We start from the raw sequence: 16,932 nt of genomic DNA on the forward strand, positions 1-16,932 counted from the left end.
AACCATTAAAGCGTACCAATTATGAGTACATACAAAATATTTCTATCTGGCTTGGCAACTATCATAGGCGCCTTTATAATACTGTCCTTTATCAAGCCAAAGTCCGCTATAAAAACAACAGCAGCAAACAGCAGCTTCGCTGTAGTTGAGCTGTATACATCAGAGGGCTGCTCAAGCTGCCCGCCGGCAGACGAGTTGGTTTCAAAAATTCAAAAGGAAAACAACAGCCAGGTTTATATTTTAGCATTTCATGTTGACTATTGGAACAGGTTGGGGTGGAAAGACGTATTTAGTAATGCCGAATATTCAAACAGGCAGAATGATTATGCTCATTATTTAAAAACATCATCGGTGTATACGCCACAAATAGTGGTTAATGGTAAAAAAGAATTTATAGGGTCGCAGGAGGGGAATTTGCGTAGTGCAATTAAAAGCGCATTATCAAAAGAAGCTCAAGCTAAATTATTGTTAAGTAATGTTCAGGCTTCTAATAAAAAAGCCTCTGTGAGTTACGCGCTTGAAGGAAATTTAATCAACAATAACCTATTATTGGCTTTAGTTGAAAGATCAGCAAAAAATGTTATTAAGGCCGGCGAAAATTCAGGCCGGACGCTGTCGCACGTACAAATTGTGCGCGACTTGCAAACGGTCTCCATAAATAAGGGGAAATCAGGTACAGCCAATTTAACTTTACCTAATGGTTTTAATGCGCAAAACTTTGAAATAATAGGATTGCTGCAAAACACGGTTACCGGGGAAATTACCGGAGCGACAAGATCGGTAATTGTACCTGCTATATAACCACGTAATAAATATAATTGCTAAATTCACTTCGGATGAAAAAGATCAAAGAAAAACATTCCTTAGCCATGCGATGGTTCCACTGGGTAAACTTTCCCATACTGGCCATTATGATATGGAGCGGAATCTTGATCTATTGGGCAAGCGATACCTATTCTATCACCTTGTTCGGGCATACTTATTTCAAATTCTTCCCGCAATGGTTTTATAAAGAGTTTAATATCGTACACCGCCTGTCAGAAGGTATGGCTTTTCACTTTCTGTTTATGTGGTTTTTTACCATCAATGGCATATTGTATGTGTTGTATACCTGGATATCCGGCGAGTGGCGCGAACTTGTCCCCAAACGAAATTCGTTTAAAGAAGCCTGGCTGGTTTTACTACACGACCTGCATATCCGCAAGGGTTTACCTCCTCAAAATAAATATAATGCCGCCCAACGTATCGCCTATTCGGCTATAATAGTGATGGGGCTTGGTTCGTTAATTACGGGGTTGGCTATTTATAAGCCGGTACAGTTTTATTACCTAACCTGGTTATGCGGAGGTTACCATTTAGCACGGATATGGCATTTTGCGTTGACCGTTGGCTATGTATTATTTTTTATGATACACATCATCCAGGTTATTTTAGCAGGATGGAATAATTTCAGGTCGGTTATAACCGGCTTTGAGGTGGTTAATGATAAATCAAAAAAAGATGACGGCGAAAAAAACTAAAAAACCGTTGACTACCGATCAAAAAATCAACCGGCGGACGTTTGTTTCGTTCGCTGCATTTATTGGATTGGGTGGCGCCGCGTATGGTGGCTGGAAATGGTTATATAATTCGCCAATTGAGACCAAAGGAATTACCGGCGGCGCCCATAAACCTTTGCGCCGGGCATTAAATAAAACCGAGTTGTTTTTCAGGAATTTCTTCAGCAATAATAACCTGGTTAAAACCTACCCCAAATCAATGGCCGCCGAAAAGGTAAGGGTTAACAGCCATATCGGGATAGAGCCTTATAAACCATTTGACCCGGCAACCTGGAAACTGGAGGTAAAAAAATCGCCTGCTGAAACCTTGAACATAACCTTAGATGAACTGAAAGCATTACCCAAAACGGAGCTCATTTTTGATTTTAAATGCGTGGAGGGCTGGGACCAGATATCGCATTGGGGCGGTGTAAAGTTCAGCGATTTTATAGCTCATTATAAACTGGATGAGCAAGCCAAAATGGAATACGTAGGCATGGAAACGCCGGATGGTCGTTATTATGTAGGTTTGGATACGCCAAGTGCCATGCACCCGCAAACCCTGTTAGCTTATGAAGTTAATGATAAGGCGCTACCATTAGAACATGGCGCACCATTAAGGTTGATCATCCCGGTTAAGTATGGTATTAAAAACCTAAAACGCATCGGCAGCATTAGCTTTAGTAATAATCGCCCACGCGATTATTGGGCCGAGCGGGGGTATGATTATTATTCCGGTTTATAAGTTACTGCCTGTAAAAACCGGGTAACCGCATAGGTAGACAATTGCCCGCCGGGCCCGTTCAGATTATAATCAAACCCGTGTGTGGCCCAGGGCAACTTTAGCCAATAATGTTTAATGTTATTCTCCGTTAACTTTTTACTTAACCGGTTGCTATGCTCATAGGCCACCAATACATCATTGCCACCATGAATAATTAATGTCGGCGGCGATTGTTTGTCTACGTGTTCAATAGGTGAGCTTGCCGCGTAATTTTGTGGAACCTGTTTATAGGTTCCTCCTAAATAACGCTCCATAACACCCTGGGAATCCATCACCAGCTTATTTGCGGGTTTACTATACCCCCAAACCATATCGGCAGGGCCATAAAAATCTATCACACCTTTAATGGCTTTATCATGCAGGGTGTATGCTGCCAGCATCGCTATTTGTGCCCCGGCAGAACGCCCTAACAAAACAAAGTTGGTAGTATCAATTTTTAGTTCGTTTGCATGGGCGCGTAAGTAAGTTAAAGCCGCTCGTACATCATCCAATGGAGCTGGGCTTTGATACTTTGGTGCCATGCGATAGTTGATAGATGCTACATTATAGCCAGTTTTGGCTAAATAGTTATTTAACTCGGGCAATTGCTGGCTATCGCCGCTGCTCCATGAACCGCCGTGTATCAGTACTACACATGGGCGGTTACCCGGTCTTTGAGCGGGGTAATAATCAAGCGTTAAACTGGTATTGTCGTGATAAGTAGCATAAGTTTTTGTGCTGTATTTAATCTCGTCCGGTTTATCGGCAAACATTTTGAAAACCTGAAAAGGATTCGCTTTTAAACTACTTGGACCAAAAACTTTAGTAAGACCATTTGGTAAATCATCCGCCACGTTATACGCCCTTATTATTGTCGAGCAAAATAGTGCCAATGCTATTAACCCAACTACCGTTGAAGGAAGTTGGTAAGCTTTGAACCAAAACCCCAGCCCCAATAATATAATAGTAGTAATAATAAATATCCAGCAATACTCGGTAACCATTATCGCTAATAGCCATAAATGATAAGTAGGCGCATTAGACACCGCTAATAATGATATTAAAAAAAATAAGATGAGTAACACTAATCGCACCATGAGGATATCAACATTTTATAGCGATTTACGAAAACCACCGGACAATCGTCTGAATTATTACATATTAAAAACATTTTTTTATCTAAACTTGCAAGGTAAAGCAATCAGTTACACATGAACGAGGATTTCTACGAGCAAATTTTAAACAAGCAGCAACAAGCCGAATCGGTACCTTCAAACGAAACGATTACCGGGTGGGCCATGCAGGTTATCCGTTTGCTATATCCCGAGCAGTCAAAAAAAGTATTTAGTTCTGTTAATGAATTAAAGCAGGATTTTAAACGTCTGGAGAATGAGCTTTGCGACATCATGAAGGCTACCAAAGCTTGCAGCGATTGTAATATTGAAGAATTAGCTAAAGCCTTTTTTAGCGAATTGCCGGAACTATACCGGATACTAAACACCGATATACAAGCCATTTTTAACGGCGACCCGGCTGCACGCAGCGAGTTTGAGGTTATACGTGCCTATCCGGGTTTTTTTGCTATATCCTGTTACAGGGTTGCGCACTTGTTAAATAAATATGACATCCCTTTAATACCACGCATATTAACGGAGTATGCCCATTCAAAAACGGGCATTGATATACACCCGGCCGCGCAGGTGGGCGAGTATTTTTATATAGATCATGGTACAGGTACTGTTATTGGCGAAACCACCCATATTGGTAAAAATGTAAAACTTTACCAGGGGGTAACCTTAGGCGCGTTAAGCGTAGCCAAAAGCATGGCCGATACCAAACGCCACCCAACCGTGGGCGACAATGTGGTGATTTACTCGGGCGCTACTATTTTGGGCGGCGATACCATTATTGGGCATAATAGCGTTATTGGTGGTAATGTATGGCTAACTAAAAGTGTTGCGCCAAACTCTACCGTTTACCATACCCCGGTTATAAAGGTTTTAAAAAACGTTTAACATCATGGCAGGAATATTAGACCTGATAGGGAATACCCCGTTAGTTGAGATCAAAAGGCTTAATCCCAATCCCAACGTTAAAATATATGGCAAGCTGGAGGGTAATAACCCCGGCGGCAGTGTAAAGGACCGTGCGGCCCATAACATGATACAAAGCGCTCTGGAGCGCGGCGATATTAAACCCGGCACCAAACTAATTGAGGCTACCAGTGGCAATACGGGCATCGCCCTGGCTATGATAGCCGGTTTGTTTGACCTGGAGATTGAATTGGTACTGCCATCAAATTCCACCCGCGAACGCACGCTAACCATGGAAGCTTTTGGTGCCAAAGTAACACTATTAGAAGGCATTGAAGCCTGCCGCGATTACGCCGAAGATAAAGCTGCCAACCACGGCTATTTTATGCTGAACCAGTTTGCTAACGCAGATAATTACCTGTCGCATTATAAAACTACCGGCCCAGAGATTTGGCGCGATACCAACAATGAAATAACGCATTTTGTGAGTTCTATGGGTACTACCGGCACGATAATGGGCTGCTCCAGATTTTTTAAAGAGGTAAATCCCGATATACAAATTGTAGGCTGCCAGCCTACTGATGGATCGTCAATACCCGGCATACGCCGTTGGCCGGAAGCTTATATGCCAAAAATATTCGACCCATCAAGAGTAGATAGGGTAATGGATATTTCAGAAGCAGAAGCCGTAGCTATGACACGCCAGATGGTTAAGCACGAGGGCATATTTGCGGGCATGAGCAGTGGCGGCGCGTTGTCGGCAGCTATCCGCTTAGCGCAAGAGCTTACCGAAGGCACTATAGTATTTATTTGCTGCGACCGGGGTGATAGGTACCTGAGCAGCGAGTTGTTTGGGTAAACCTACTTCACCGGGCGTCATTGCGAGGAACGAAGCAATCTCTGCACCAGCCAGTCAAAAGATAAATGGCGTTTCAAAACATCATCGTGGAAACTGATTTGCAATCATAGAGATTGCTTCGTTCCACGCAATGACGGTCTTAATAATTTAACTAGCCGGCTTATTCCTCGGCCCTTTATTCCAAACCTTCTTTTTACCGCGATCCCGGTTGTTTTTATTGGGTACGTGAGCAGACCTTACCTCGGCAATAGAAGCTATGTGTGGTGGTATTTCATGTACAGGCAGTTTTCGGTCTATCAGGTCCTCAATGCTTTTTAGCTTACGCTCATCGCGATGATTAACGAAAGTAATAGCTGTACCCGTAGTTGCTGCACGTGCGGTACGGCCTATACGGTGTATATAATCTTCCGCGTCGCCGGGGGCATCGTAGTTTATAACTAAATCAATCCCTTCCACATCAATACCGCGCGATAAAGCATCGGTGCCAATAATAACCGGAAGCTGCTTGTTTTTGAATTGTAGTAAAATATCCTCGCGTTCCTTTTGTTCCAGGTCAGAGTGGAAGGCAGCCACATTAATTTTAGCGGCCTTCATTTCTTTGTATAACGATTTAACCAGTTCTTTTCGCGAAGCAAAAATAATAGTGCTTAAATAAGCGCCCTCTTTTAAAAGGTGTAGCAGTAGCGGGGTTTTTTGCGCGTCATGCGCTTTATATATCTGCTGATCAATACCTACAGCCGGTTGTGATATAGCAATGCTTATTTGCTCCGGGTCAGTCAATACCGATTTTGCCAGGTTACGTATGCGCCCTGGCATGGTGGCCGAAAACAACAACGTTTGACGTTTTTTAGGCAGATAGCCAATAATGCGCATGATATCGTCCGAAAAACCCATATCCAGCATACGGTCGGCTTCATCCAGTACCAGGTATTTGATCTGGTCAAGCTTTAACACACCCGATGTAAGGTGAGCTATCAGCCTGCCAGGTGTGGCAATAATGATGTTTACATTGTTTTGTATACCACGGCGCTGCTGCTCGTAGATATGGCCATCGCCGCCACCAAAAACCGCTATAGAACTTATGCCTGTAAAATAAGCTAAGCCTTCGGCTTGTTGGTCTATTTGCTGGGCCAGTTCACGTGTTGGAGTTAGAATCAGGGCGAGGGTTTTCTCCTCTATATTACGGCCTATTTTTTCTAAAACGGGTAATAAAAATGCCGCTGTTTTACCGGTACCTGTTTGTGCGCAGGCGATCAGATCCTTGCCGTCTAATATTTTCGGTATGGCCATTGATTGGATTGGCGTAGGGTTTACATAACCCATGCTGTTCAATCCTTCTGATAAATGTTCGTTGAAATTAAAATCTTGAAAAGTCACTATATCTTTTTGTGTGCGTACAAGATAAGCAAAAAATGTGTGTTAGCGGTATTTTGAGCTTGGGTGTTGGTATCCGATAACGGTTTGAAGCTTATTACCAGTAAAAAGAATTTGCCATTTTACGGGTGCAGGGGCTTGTCTTTAATATGGTAAGTTATATTTATGACTGTATATAATTTTGCAACTGTTCTATTGTGGCTTCATGAGAGAGGATGGTTTCTGTTACCACATCGCTCATCGAAACAATGCCTTCCAATTTATTATAATTAAAAACCGGTAAATAGCGCAATTTGCTTTCGGTCATGATATGCATACAGTTTTCAACGGAGTTTTCAGGTAAAACATGGGGAATATTGGTACTCATAATTTCACCGGCTGTAGTATGGTCAGATGAGCGCCCTTCCAGGATCACTTTTCGGGCATAGTCTCTTTCTGTTAATATTCCTGCGTATTCTCCATGTTCAATAACTACTACCGCGCCAATGCTTTTCTCAGCCATTAGTTTCAAGGCATCCAAAACTAAGGTGCTGGCATCAATAGTTACTACTTCATTACCCTTACGGGCAAGTATATGAGAAACTTTACGCATAACAATAAAAGGGCTAAGTAAATAATGGTTATTTCAAATATAATTAATTGAAAATAAAAACGACCTCGTTTTGAGGCCGTTATATTAACATTTGTGTACTTCTTGTGTTGATAACCTAATCCCTATCCCTGCTCAGCTTGCCAAATGCCAGTGGGTTTTCGTTCAGCTCGGCACCCTCCAATCGATGCTTTACAATATGTAATGCCGTAAATAATGCCTCGCGGAAAGAAATGGCCGAAGCCAGGTTTTTTCCTGCAATATCAAACGCGGTTCCGTGGTCGGGCGAGGTGCGTACAAATTTTAGGCCTGCCGTAAAGTTTACGCCCGATTCAAACGCTATCTGCTTAAATGGGATTAAGCCCTGGTCGTGGTACATGGCCAGTACCGCGTCAAACTGCAAATAGGTCGCGTTAGCAAAAAACCCATCTGCCGCATACGGACCAAAGGCCAGTACATCGCTTTCGCGTGCCAGTTCAATAGCGGGAATAATGGTTTCCTGTTCTTCGGTACCAATCAAACCGTTGTCGCTGGCGTGAGGGTTTAACCCTAAAACCGCAATCCGTGGTTTGCGTATCCAAAAATCATTTTTCAAGCTGTTGTTCATCAGCTTTAGTTTGGCCACTATTTTATCCGCAGTAATGCTTTCGGCTATTTTGGTGATGGGCACATGGCCGGTAACTACGCCCACGCGCAAGGTATCACTCACCAAAAACATTAAGCTGTCTTCGGCACCATCGCGCTGCTGCAAATACTCGGTATGGCCCGGGAAATTAAACAGGTCGCTCTGTATCGTATCTTTATTTATCGGCGCGGTAACCAGCGCATCTATTTCGCCGTTTACCAGGTCATTGGTGGCGCGTTCTAATGACGAGAACGCATATTTACCAACTTCTTTATTAGCTACGCCCGGCTCAATTTTCACATCCTCCTCCCAGCAATTGATCATGTTGGCAAGTTTAGGCTGCGCCTCTGCCGGGCTATTGATCACATTAAAATTAAGCTCGGTTACTTCGGTGGTCTTGCGGTAAAACGAGGCTACCTTGGTTTGCCCGTACACAATGGGAGTGCAGTAATTATATATAGCGGCATCTGCCAGGGTTTTAATGATGATCTCTAATCCTATACCATTTACATCGCCAATACTGATACCTATTTTAAGTTTATTATCCATTTTTATAATGATTACACCGATGTTATTTGATCGCATCGATATCGTACGCCAGCTACAAATCCGCCAAAAATAAAAGTTTTTGCGCTTAGCATTCGGGTTTAAAGCACAAATATGACTTAATTTGCTCAAATATTTGATTAATAATGACATTGGTAAGGGCAAAAAAACATTTAGGGCAGCATTTTTTAACGGATAAAAACATAGCCGCCAAGATAGTGGAGAGCCTGCGCCCCGAAAATAAATATACCCAGGTGCTTGAAGTTGGTCCCGGTATGGGCATACTTTCTGATTTTTTATTGGAGAAAAAAGAGTACGAAACCTCGTTAATTGATATTGACGATGAGTCCGTTCAATATCTGCAAAAAAAGTATCCACAACTGGGTAACCGCTTATTAAACGCCGATTTTTTGCAGTTGGATTTTGCCGCTACGTTTAACGGACCATTAGGCATTATTGGTAATTTTCCCTACAACATCTCCTCGCAAATATTATTTAAGGTGCTGGATAACCGCCAGCAGGTGATTGAGGTTGTGGGCATGTTTCAAAAAGAAGTAGCCGAACGCTGCGCCGCCAAACCCGGCAGTAAAGAATATGGCATATTGAGCGTGTTTTTGCAGGCCTATTATAAGGTGGAGTATTTATTTACCGTAAAAGCCGGGGTGTTTAATCCGCCGCCTAAAGTACTATCTGCCGTAATAAGGCTAACCCGTAATGAAACAACCGAGCTGGCCTGCGATGAAAAACTTTTTTGGCAGGTAGTAAAGGCCGGGTTTAACCAGCGCCGCAAAACATTGCGCAATGCGGTTTCATCCCTAGTTAATAAAGAAAAAATGGTTGATGACCCTTTGCTTGACCTTCGCGCCGAGCGTTTAAATGTGGAAGATTTTATACGTCTGACTAACTCTGTAGCAGCAACAAGATAGGTGTTCCATTTTACGCCGTGGAACATTTTGGAACACTTGTAATATTTTTAACTAAGGTGTTCGTTATGTTCATTTTAATGTATATCTTAGTGATAACCATTATCCTGAATACCTTATGCGTTTTAGTGAAGTCAACAAGTTGCGCCAAATTTTATTGCTACCACTGTTTTTTTGGTGTGTTTCAGCGCAGGCACAACGCATTACCGACCCGCTGTTAAAAAACATAGTTAAAACCACCCTAAGTACTTACGAAAAAAAGCCGTTTGAAAAGCTATACGTCCAAACCGATAAGCCTGTTTATTTAACCGGCGATACATTAAGACTTAAAGCCTATTTGCTGAATGGAGATTATAGATTCCCATCTGCCTTGAGTGGTATATTGTATGTAGAGCTGGATAACGAGGGGGGCAAAAACATTAAAAGAATGATGCTTCCTGTAAGTATGGGCCTGGCGTGGGCAGATATCGCGCTGGATACCGCTGAAGTAAAACAGGGGAACTATACCCTGCGCGCCTACACCAACTGGATGCGCAATTTTGGCGAAGATTATATCTTTAAAAAGAACATCACGGTATCGGCCCATCAAGGCAACCCGGTATTGGTAAGCAGCTTGTTTGAGGAAAAAGGCAAACAGGTAGAAACAGCATTGCAGTTCAGGATGCTTAACGGACAGTTAATGTCTTTTAAAGATGTTGAGCTTAAATTGATGAGCGGCAAAAAGAACGTATCAAAAGACAAATTTACCACTGACCCGGACGGCAAAGTAAAACTCAACTTTGCTATGCCCGATGGAAATGAACCTTTAAGTATCAAAGCAATGATCGCTGGTAATGCCGAACTAACTATTCCCGTAACGTTGCCACGCCCTCAAAATATGGATGTGCAGTTTATGCCCGAAGGTGGCACATTGGTGGCAGGAATTCCTGTTAAGATAGGCATAAAAGCTATCGGCGAAAACGGTATGGGTATAAATGTTTCAGGAAAGCTATATAACAGCAAGGGTAACGAGGTGGCTGTAATAAACACAACTTATAAAGGTATGGGCAGCTTTGGGTTTACGCCGCAGGCGGGCGAAAGCTATTCGGCAAAAATTAATGGCAAAAGCTATTTACTACCTGCAATTAAACCCGCCGGAACAGTATTAAGCGTTGCCACTAAGGGTGATTCGCTGACGCTTGATGTTAAAGGCACAACAGGAGTTAACTCAAACTACTATCTTATTGGGCAAGCCAGGGGTGTTGTGTGTTACGCTGAGCCTATTAGCTTGATCAATGGTGCAGTAAGTAATTCTATCGCCAAAATTTTGTTCCCAACGGGAATCACCCGCTTTACCTTACTCAATTCAGCGCAGCAGCCGGTTAATGAGCGTATCGTGTTTATCAACCACAAAGACGAGTTGAAACTTAATATCCAACCTGATAAAAGTAATTATACAATTCGCGACAGCGTATCCTTAACGGTTAACGTTACCGACAAAGATGGCAAGCCGGTGCAGGGTAGTTTTTCTATGGCTGTAACGGATAACAGCCAGGTTAGTGTGGATAGCCTGGGTAGCAATATCCTTACCAACCTGTTGCTGACGTCTGACCTGAAAGGCGAGATAGAGCAGCCTGGATATTACTTTACCGGCAATAAGGATGCCGAGCTGGATAACCTGATGCTTACCCAGGGCTGGGTAGGTTATGATTGGAAGGAAATACTATCCCCCGAACCAAAGCCAATAACCTACCAGCCGGAAAAGGAATATATTGTTAGTGGCAAAGTGACCAACGCGTTTGGTAAACCCATGGAGCGTTCACCTATAGTGTTGCTGGGCAATAAACCGGTAGTGATGATGGATACCCTAACCGGTAAAGATGGGCGCTTCATATTCAGGGATACCTGGCCGGTGGATACCGCTATTTTTAAACTACAGGCCCGCAACAAGAACCATAAGGAGTACAATGTCACTATTAAAATGGATGAGCAAACTTTCCCTGAGTTCACGTCGGATAAATTTATTCCTGCGCCATGGTACGTAAATACCGATACCACTTTGCTGAATAATGCAACCAGTTTGGTTGCCGAAGAAAAAGCCAGGAAAGAATACAAAGGCGAAGGCATGGAACTAAGAGAAGTGAGTATCAAAGCCAAAAAAGTAGTAAAAGGTTCAAAAAACCTGAATGGCCCCGGCGAGGCCGACCTGGTGCTGGATGAGCAGGATATGCTTAAAGCAGGCAAAAAAACACTTGAAGAATTATTATTCGAAAAAATACCGGGAATAGTCCTTGAAGGGTTTTGGTGGAAATGTAACGGCAGGGCCGATGAGTGTAGAGTACCCATGTCTTACTTGCTTTATGGTAAAAGAATTAGTTTGGTTTTTGATGGGGTAGACATTGATAAGTACTTTTTCCCGGACACTGCCCGAGGAAAATCAAAAGAAGAAAAAGACCTTTTTCTAATGAACGAAAGGGCTGTCTACATAAAGAATTATCTGAATTACTATACCGCCGAGGATGTGTTAGGTATAGAATTGATGGAGCAACCCAAATATAACCGCGCATACGCCAGTGTTTTGCTCCCAGGCAGGAGCCTCCGCGAAGTTCCCCAGTTTAACAAACATGCTTATATAGAGATAACCACCCGCTCAAAGCAAGGGCCGTTTATGAGAGTTACACCCGGCACTTATTTATATAAACCATTAGCCTTTACGCTACCAAAACAATTTTATAGCCCCAAATACACGGTTAAAAACAAAAATACGGCTGTGGGCACAGATATGCGCTCCACTATATTTTGGCAGCCAAATATCATAACCGATGCAGCTGGCAAGGCAACCGTATCGTTTTACAGCGCGGATAAAACTGCCGATTACTCGGTTATTGTTGAGGGTACAGATATGAGCGGTGGATTAGGGTTTGGAAAAAAGGAACTCAAATTAAACCAATAGCTTTTTGGCTTTTTTCCTTTTGCCCTTGTATTAATTTGATCACTACTAATGCCACTTTTATGTTACTTAAAACTAAACGGGCATATTTTCAGTTATTAAAGTGATCGTGTTGTTTTGACACTCGTTTTTTATACTTGTCCAAATACGGACGAATAACCCGTAATACATTTATTAAGATCGCTATGAAAAATATCATTTTATCATTTATATTTTGTCTAAGCATTGGCGTGGCCTGCGCCCAAAAACAACCCAGCGTGCAAGAGGGAAACCAATTGTTGCCGGCTGAAGTAAACGTAGACGGAAAGTTAAACGAATGGCCCGAAAAATTGAATGCTTATAATAAATCAACAAGATTGGAGTACGTCATGGCCAATAATGACGATGATCTATATTTAGCTATCCGGTCAGAAGATGTTGGTACAACAGCTAAAATATTGGCCGGTGGGTTGACATTAAATATTAACACTTCCGGGAAAAAGAAAGATGATGGCCCGTCTATCACCTTTCCGCTCACCGATGCGGGTTATGAGGTAACAGAAACGGGGCGTGTAAGGTCTAATTTTAAAGTTTTAACAGATTCTGCAGATATTGTTGAAGAGATCAAGGGGTTTAAGTTTATCAGCGTAAACAATTTGAACGGGGTACAGGACTCGGTGCTATCCATTTATAATGTACAGGGGTTAAAAGCCCAAATGAATTATGACAATGAAGTGCTTGTTTGCGAAATTATGATCCCAAAAAAACTGCTTGGCCTGGCTGACTTTTCTACACCGTTTGCCTACCATGTAAGGTTAGATGGCGTTGAAAGGCCGTTTACAGGCGGAGGGCGACGGTCATTCACCCCTAATTTCAGTCGTTCGCCCGATTCGAGGTCAAACTTAACTGCCGAGATCAATGTGCCTACTGATTTTTGGGGGGAGTATGGGATAGTTGAATAGCGCCCGTTAAAAATCTATAGTTTTAAATTGATTTTCGCGTAAAATAAAGGCTGTCGCCATTAATGGCTAACGTTATTCTATATCCTCCAACGGCTCAAACTCATAAGGCAGCAGTTCGCCTACGCGCCATTTACCAAAATTGTCCTTCCATTGCAGGCCTTCGTCATGGTAGCCGGTTCGCTCTATAATTGTTCCGTTGCCGCTATCGGTTTGCCGTAAAAAAGCGGGGTTAAATTTTTGGTAGGTAACATACACTTCATTGTTATCAAACCGGGCATCTTTAGGATTAATGCCTTTTTGAAATAGTATAAACTTTTTGCCCTCGCTTAGCTGTACAATGTCATCATAAAACAACCTGGTTTTGGGGTCAAGATCATAAGGGGTTATGGTATTAATAGCCGCTTTGATGGATCTGTACATGGCAAATCCTTGTTTATCCAGTTCATTGGCCCATAAAGCACGTATAAAATGCATCCTCGAGCCTTTGTAGGCTTCGTTGCGGGCTTTGAGCATCTTGATTCTTTTTTCGGGTTTTAGCCCGGCGGTATCCTCTTCAAAAAAATAATTCCCTTTATAACTGGTTAGGTATGGCTTATAACTAAAATCTGCTAAAAAATAAGTGACCTTATAGCCCAGCTTTTTATTCATGATGATCAATGGCTTTTCGGCAGCGGCCGTTAGCAGGTCCTCGCTTTTTTTATAACTAAAGTAAATATCCTGCGGGTTGGTTATCTCGCATTCGCTGTTGTTCCTGCCAATAAATTCCCGCAAAAATATTCGCATGGCCCTTGCCCGGCTTATTTTGTCAGAAGTAACCTTAACTTCGTTTAACGCTATAACATTACGCTTTAAGGCTATGTTAATAGGTTTACTATCTGTATAATCGTCAATTTTTTTGGTTTGATAACCCACATAACTCACCAAAATAGGTGCGCTTGTTTTGGTAACCATGTTTAATGTAAAATTTCCCTGGCTATCGGTAGTTGTACCCACAACTGTACCCGCCAAATAAACATTCACTTGCTCTATGGGCTTGCCGGTTGCGGCATCAGTAACTGTACCCTTAATTACCTGCGCGCACAATAGGGTGGGCAGCAGGAGCAAGACGAGTAATGTAATTTTACAGGTTAATAGGTTTTTCAAAATTTGTTTTTAAATACAGTCTATCTAATTTTCAGCGTAAACTATAGTAGGGAACACCGTCTCGCGCTGCCAGGGTTTAAACAATATTTGCGAGAACATATATAAGCCGTTTTTCCAAACCTTAAAATCATGTTTGCCCGGTTCAATGTAATACACGTGTGGTACGTTTTTTTCAACTAAATAATCGTGTGTTCGCTTACTATTAAATATCAACCCGTCCTCTGACCCGCATGATATCCAGATCATTTGCTTTTTAGCCAATTCGGGGTCGGGTACCAACTCGGCAGGTTGTTTGGTATTAGGCGCGGCCGAAAAAGCACCTACCCACATAAACTTATCCGGCTTACCCAGGGCAAAGTTTAAGGATTGGCCGCCACCCATTGATAAACCGGCTATGGCACGCATTTGCGGATCGCTATGAACCGAATATTTCTTTTCAATGAATGGAATCAGGTCGGCAAATAATTCTTTTTCAAAGGCGGCAAAACCCGCTACTTTCTCCGGGTCGCGGTCGTTTGCACGGGTATCGTCTTTTGAAGCACGGCCATTAGGCATTACTACGATCATCTGTGCGATCTTATCATCCGCATATAAATTATCCAGGATAATTTCGGGGTGGCCGCCATCATTTAGCCACTCTTTCTCGTCTCCGCCAATACCATGCAGTAAGTAAAGCGTTGAGTATCGGTTGGTGTTGTAGTAATGCGGTGGCAAATAAACGGTAGCCTTACGGTCGGTCCCGGTTACAGATGAATGGTAGGTTATAGTCTCAATAGTACCGTGCGCAATACCTGTTCGTGCCACGTCAAAATTGGCGGGCATTTGTTTTGGAGTTGGCCATTGCGAAAATGCCGAAAGGCAAAGTACTGATGACAGGGCAACCATACCTGCCATTATTCTGATATGTGATAGTGTTTTCATAAATGTTTAATTATAAAAGTTAATTCTTATTGATGCGTTTTCTACATCGATCAGCGTCGTTAAGCTACTTCTTCGTATATACAAATTTATCAAGCAGATCCAAACGATAAGGTTTTAATATTGTTTGCGCGAATACGTAGAAATCGTTTTTCCAAACTTCAAAATTATGTTTACCGGGCTCAATGTAGTAAATATGCGGCCGGTTAATGGCATTTAAATAATCATGTGTTTTTATGCTATAGGTTATAAGCGTATCGGCATTACCACTTGATATAAACGTTAGCGGCCACTTTATTTTCGGATCGGGTGTTGTCAAGGCTGCACCTGCTTTAACATTTGAAGCGGGCGAAAAAGCACCAACCCAGCAAAATTTATCTGTGTTTGCCAGGGCAATATTCAACGCCTGTGCACCGCCGGTTGAAACTCCCGCAATAGCGCGCATCTGCCAATCAATATGTACCGGGTATTTTTTTTCAATAGCAGGGAGAAGGTCAGCCACCAGGTCTTTTTCTAACGCCGCAAGTCCGGCTTTATCTTTTGCCGAGAGTGCGCTCCCATCACTGTTACCATCCTTAGCGGCAAGGCCGTCAGGCATTATAACTATAAAGTTTGCGATTTTATCCAGTTCATACAAGTTGTCCATGATCTCTTTAACGTGGCCATCGGTTACCCATCTCTTTCCATCACCGTCTATGCCGGGTAATAAATAAAGCGACGAATACCAATTGGTTTTGTAATAGTGGGGTGGTAAATACACGGTGGCTTTCCGGTCTGTTCCTAAAGTTGTCGAGTGGTAGGTTATGGTCTCCATGGTACCATGTACAACATCGGTACGCGCAGCATCAAAGTTGGCGGGCATACGTGCCGGAGGAGTGGCCTGCGAAAAAGCCGACAGGCAAAGTACAGTTGATAAGGCAAATGTGCTTGCTATGAGTTTAATGGTTGATAGGGGTTTCATAATGCTCAATTTAGTTTACAACAATTGTGTTTGGTTAGTTTGGTTGTATAAATTTAAACAACATTTAACTGGCTGATTGTAAATAGTTTGATACGGAGTTGTTCGTGCTGGTCTAAGTTTAGCAAAGCGTAATTTAGACCCATTAGCTATTAAGCTTTCAGCTTAGAAGCTAAAAGCTTCGACCAGAGGAGGGGAAGCTACAAGCTTCGACAAGTGGGTGGAGGTTACAATTCAATCTTGCCAACTAGTCAATTTGCCGTTTTCAAAATAAAAATATTCTGATTTTCCATCAGTATCTTCGTAAACCAATTGTTCATGAACTCCCCAGGCTCCAACACTACGATTTACAGTGGTTGGTTTACCATATACCTCATCAAACATTTTTCTTGTCATGCCAATACTTACTTCGCCATTCGCAATTTGAGTTCCGTATTTAACACCATATTTTTTTATCATATCTGCTTTAAATTCTTTATGAATAAATGTCTTTTTAAATCTCGTCAAATTGTCCTGGAGCTTTAGCATCTCATCATCAATTGCTCCTAAAGTGCCTTTATACTTTGCATCCCATAAGTTCGACTTAGAATAATACTTATATACCGTAACCGTATCTCCAATTGCTACAGTAACAGGCTTTTTTCCAGGTAATTTGGGAACAATAACACCAGGCACATCGGTAGTTGCCAGCATTGAATTTTGCGCTTTAACTAAGTATGTGCTGCAAGCTAATAATAGGATTAAATAAATTTTCATAAATCGATATGTAATATTTTTCATAATAAGAGTTAAC

At 42.3% G+C, this 16,932-nt stretch carries 16 protein-coding genes; 8 read left to right on the forward strand and 8 right to left on the reverse strand.

The annotated features are described in order from the left end of the window. Window positions 1-21 precede the first annotated feature (21 nt). The 3 genes from ACYVJ6_RS15415 to ACYVJ6_RS15425 are packed head-to-tail and all read left to right on the forward strand — an operon-like array spanning window position 22 to window position 2,283. Window positions 22-801: a DUF1223 domain-containing protein gene (locus ACYVJ6_RS15415; RefSeq protein ID WP_460694987.1), complete on the forward strand. Its 780-nt coding sequence runs from the start codon at window positions 22-24 to the stop codon at window positions 799-801. Window positions 802-836: 35 nt separating this feature from the next. Beyond that, window positions 837-1,520 carry a cytochrome b/b6 domain-containing protein gene (locus ACYVJ6_RS15420; RefSeq protein WP_460694988.1) on the forward strand — a complete coding sequence of 228 codons (684 nt, stop codon included), beginning with the start codon at window positions 837-839 and terminating at the stop codon, window positions 1,518-1,520. Next, complete coding sequence (locus tag ACYVJ6_RS15425) at window positions 1,501-2,283, forward strand: molybdopterin-dependent oxidoreductase (protein ID WP_460694989.1); 783 nt, start codon at window positions 1,501-1,503, stop codon at window positions 2,281-2,283. The genes ACYVJ6_RS15420 and ACYVJ6_RS15425 overlap by 20 nt, the downstream gene beginning before the upstream one ends. Here ACYVJ6_RS15425 and ACYVJ6_RS15430 read toward each other — a convergent pair. After that, window positions 2,268-3,398, reverse strand: a complete 1,131-nt coding sequence (locus tag ACYVJ6_RS15430; protein WP_460694990.1) for an alpha/beta hydrolase fold domain-containing protein — start codon at window positions 3,396-3,398, stop codon at window positions 2,268-2,270. The genes ACYVJ6_RS15425 and ACYVJ6_RS15430 overlap by 16 nt on opposite strands. Before the next feature lie 114 nt (window positions 3,399-3,512). Between ACYVJ6_RS15430 and epsC the strand changes: the two genes are divergently transcribed. Beyond that, window positions 3,513-4,316 (forward strand): serine O-acetyltransferase EpsC, encoded by an 804-nt coding sequence (epsC, locus tag ACYVJ6_RS15435; protein ID WP_460694991.1) that lies wholly within the window; start codon window positions 3,513-3,515, stop codon window positions 4,314-4,316. A 4-nt stretch (window positions 4,317-4,320) separates the two neighbouring features. Further along, a complete protein-coding gene (gene cysM, locus ACYVJ6_RS15440; RefSeq protein ID WP_460694992.1) occupies window positions 4,321-5,193 on the forward strand; it encodes a cysteine synthase CysM in 873 nt (290 codons plus the stop codon). 147 nt (window positions 5,194-5,340) lie between these two features. Here the strand turns inward: cysM and ACYVJ6_RS15445 are convergent, their stop codons facing one another. The 3 genes from ACYVJ6_RS15445 to pdxA form a co-directional block, all read right to left on the reverse strand. Then, window positions 5,341-6,570 (reverse strand): DEAD/DEAH box helicase, encoded by a 1,230-nt coding sequence (locus ACYVJ6_RS15445; protein WP_460694993.1) that lies wholly within the window; start codon window positions 6,568-6,570, stop codon window positions 5,341-5,343. Between the two features lie 160 nt (window positions 6,571-6,730). Next, entirely contained in the window at window positions 6,731-7,159 is a 429-nt protein-coding gene (locus ACYVJ6_RS15450) for a CBS domain-containing protein (protein WP_460694994.1), read from the reverse strand. Between the two features lie 115 nt (window positions 7,160-7,274). Beyond that, window positions 7,275-8,330 carry a 4-hydroxythreonine-4-phosphate dehydrogenase PdxA gene (pdxA, locus tag ACYVJ6_RS15455; RefSeq protein WP_460694995.1) on the reverse strand — a complete coding sequence of 352 codons (1,056 nt, stop codon included), beginning with the start codon at window positions 8,328-8,330 and terminating at the stop codon, window positions 7,275-7,277. Between the two features lie 143 nt (window positions 8,331-8,473). Here pdxA and rsmA point away from each other — a divergent pair, with 143 nt between their 5' ends. The 3 genes from rsmA to ACYVJ6_RS15470 all read left to right on the forward strand — a co-directional run bounded on the left by rsmA (window position 8,474) and on the right by ACYVJ6_RS15470 (window position 13,120). After that, window positions 8,474-9,253 carry a 16S rRNA (adenine(1518)-N(6)/adenine(1519)-N(6))-dimethyltransferase RsmA gene (rsmA, locus tag ACYVJ6_RS15460; protein WP_460694996.1) on the forward strand — a complete coding sequence of 260 codons (780 nt, stop codon included), beginning with the start codon at window positions 8,474-8,476 and terminating at the stop codon, window positions 9,251-9,253. A 115-nt stretch (window positions 9,254-9,368) separates the two neighbouring features. Further along, window positions 9,369-12,182: a hypothetical protein gene (locus ACYVJ6_RS15465; RefSeq protein ID WP_460694997.1), complete on the forward strand. Its 2,814-nt coding sequence runs from the start codon at window positions 9,369-9,371 to the stop codon at window positions 12,180-12,182. A gap of 182 nt (window positions 12,183-12,364) precedes the next feature. Beyond that, on the forward strand, window positions 12,365-13,120 hold the full coding sequence (locus tag ACYVJ6_RS15470; protein ID WP_460694998.1) for a hypothetical protein: 756 nt from the start codon (window positions 12,365-12,367) through the stop codon (window positions 13,118-13,120). Window positions 13,121-13,192: 72 nt separating this feature from the next. On the opposite strand, the gene ACYVJ6_RS15475 is transcribed toward ACYVJ6_RS15470, so the two are convergent. From ACYVJ6_RS15475 to ACYVJ6_RS15490, 4 genes are all read right to left on the reverse strand, one after another. Beyond that, a complete protein-coding gene (locus ACYVJ6_RS15475; protein ID WP_460694999.1) occupies window positions 13,193-14,263 on the reverse strand; it encodes a carboxypeptidase-like regulatory domain-containing protein in 1,071 nt (356 codons plus the stop codon). Between the two features lie 24 nt (window positions 14,264-14,287). After that, window positions 14,288-15,184 (reverse strand): alpha/beta hydrolase, encoded by an 897-nt coding sequence (locus ACYVJ6_RS15480; protein ID WP_460695000.1) that lies wholly within the window; start codon window positions 15,182-15,184, stop codon window positions 14,288-14,290. A gap of 64 nt (window positions 15,185-15,248) precedes the next feature. Continuing rightward, on the reverse strand, window positions 15,249-16,142 hold the full coding sequence (locus ACYVJ6_RS15485) for an alpha/beta hydrolase (RefSeq protein WP_460695001.1): 894 nt from the start codon (window positions 16,140-16,142) through the stop codon (window positions 15,249-15,251). Between the two features lie 231 nt (window positions 16,143-16,373). Then, complete coding sequence (locus ACYVJ6_RS15490; RefSeq protein ID WP_460695002.1) at window positions 16,374-16,919, reverse strand: hypothetical protein; 546 nt, start codon at window positions 16,917-16,919, stop codon at window positions 16,374-16,376. Between the last annotated feature and the right edge of the window lie 13 nt (window positions 16,920-16,932).

The organism is Mucilaginibacter puniceus (assembly GCF_054783175.1).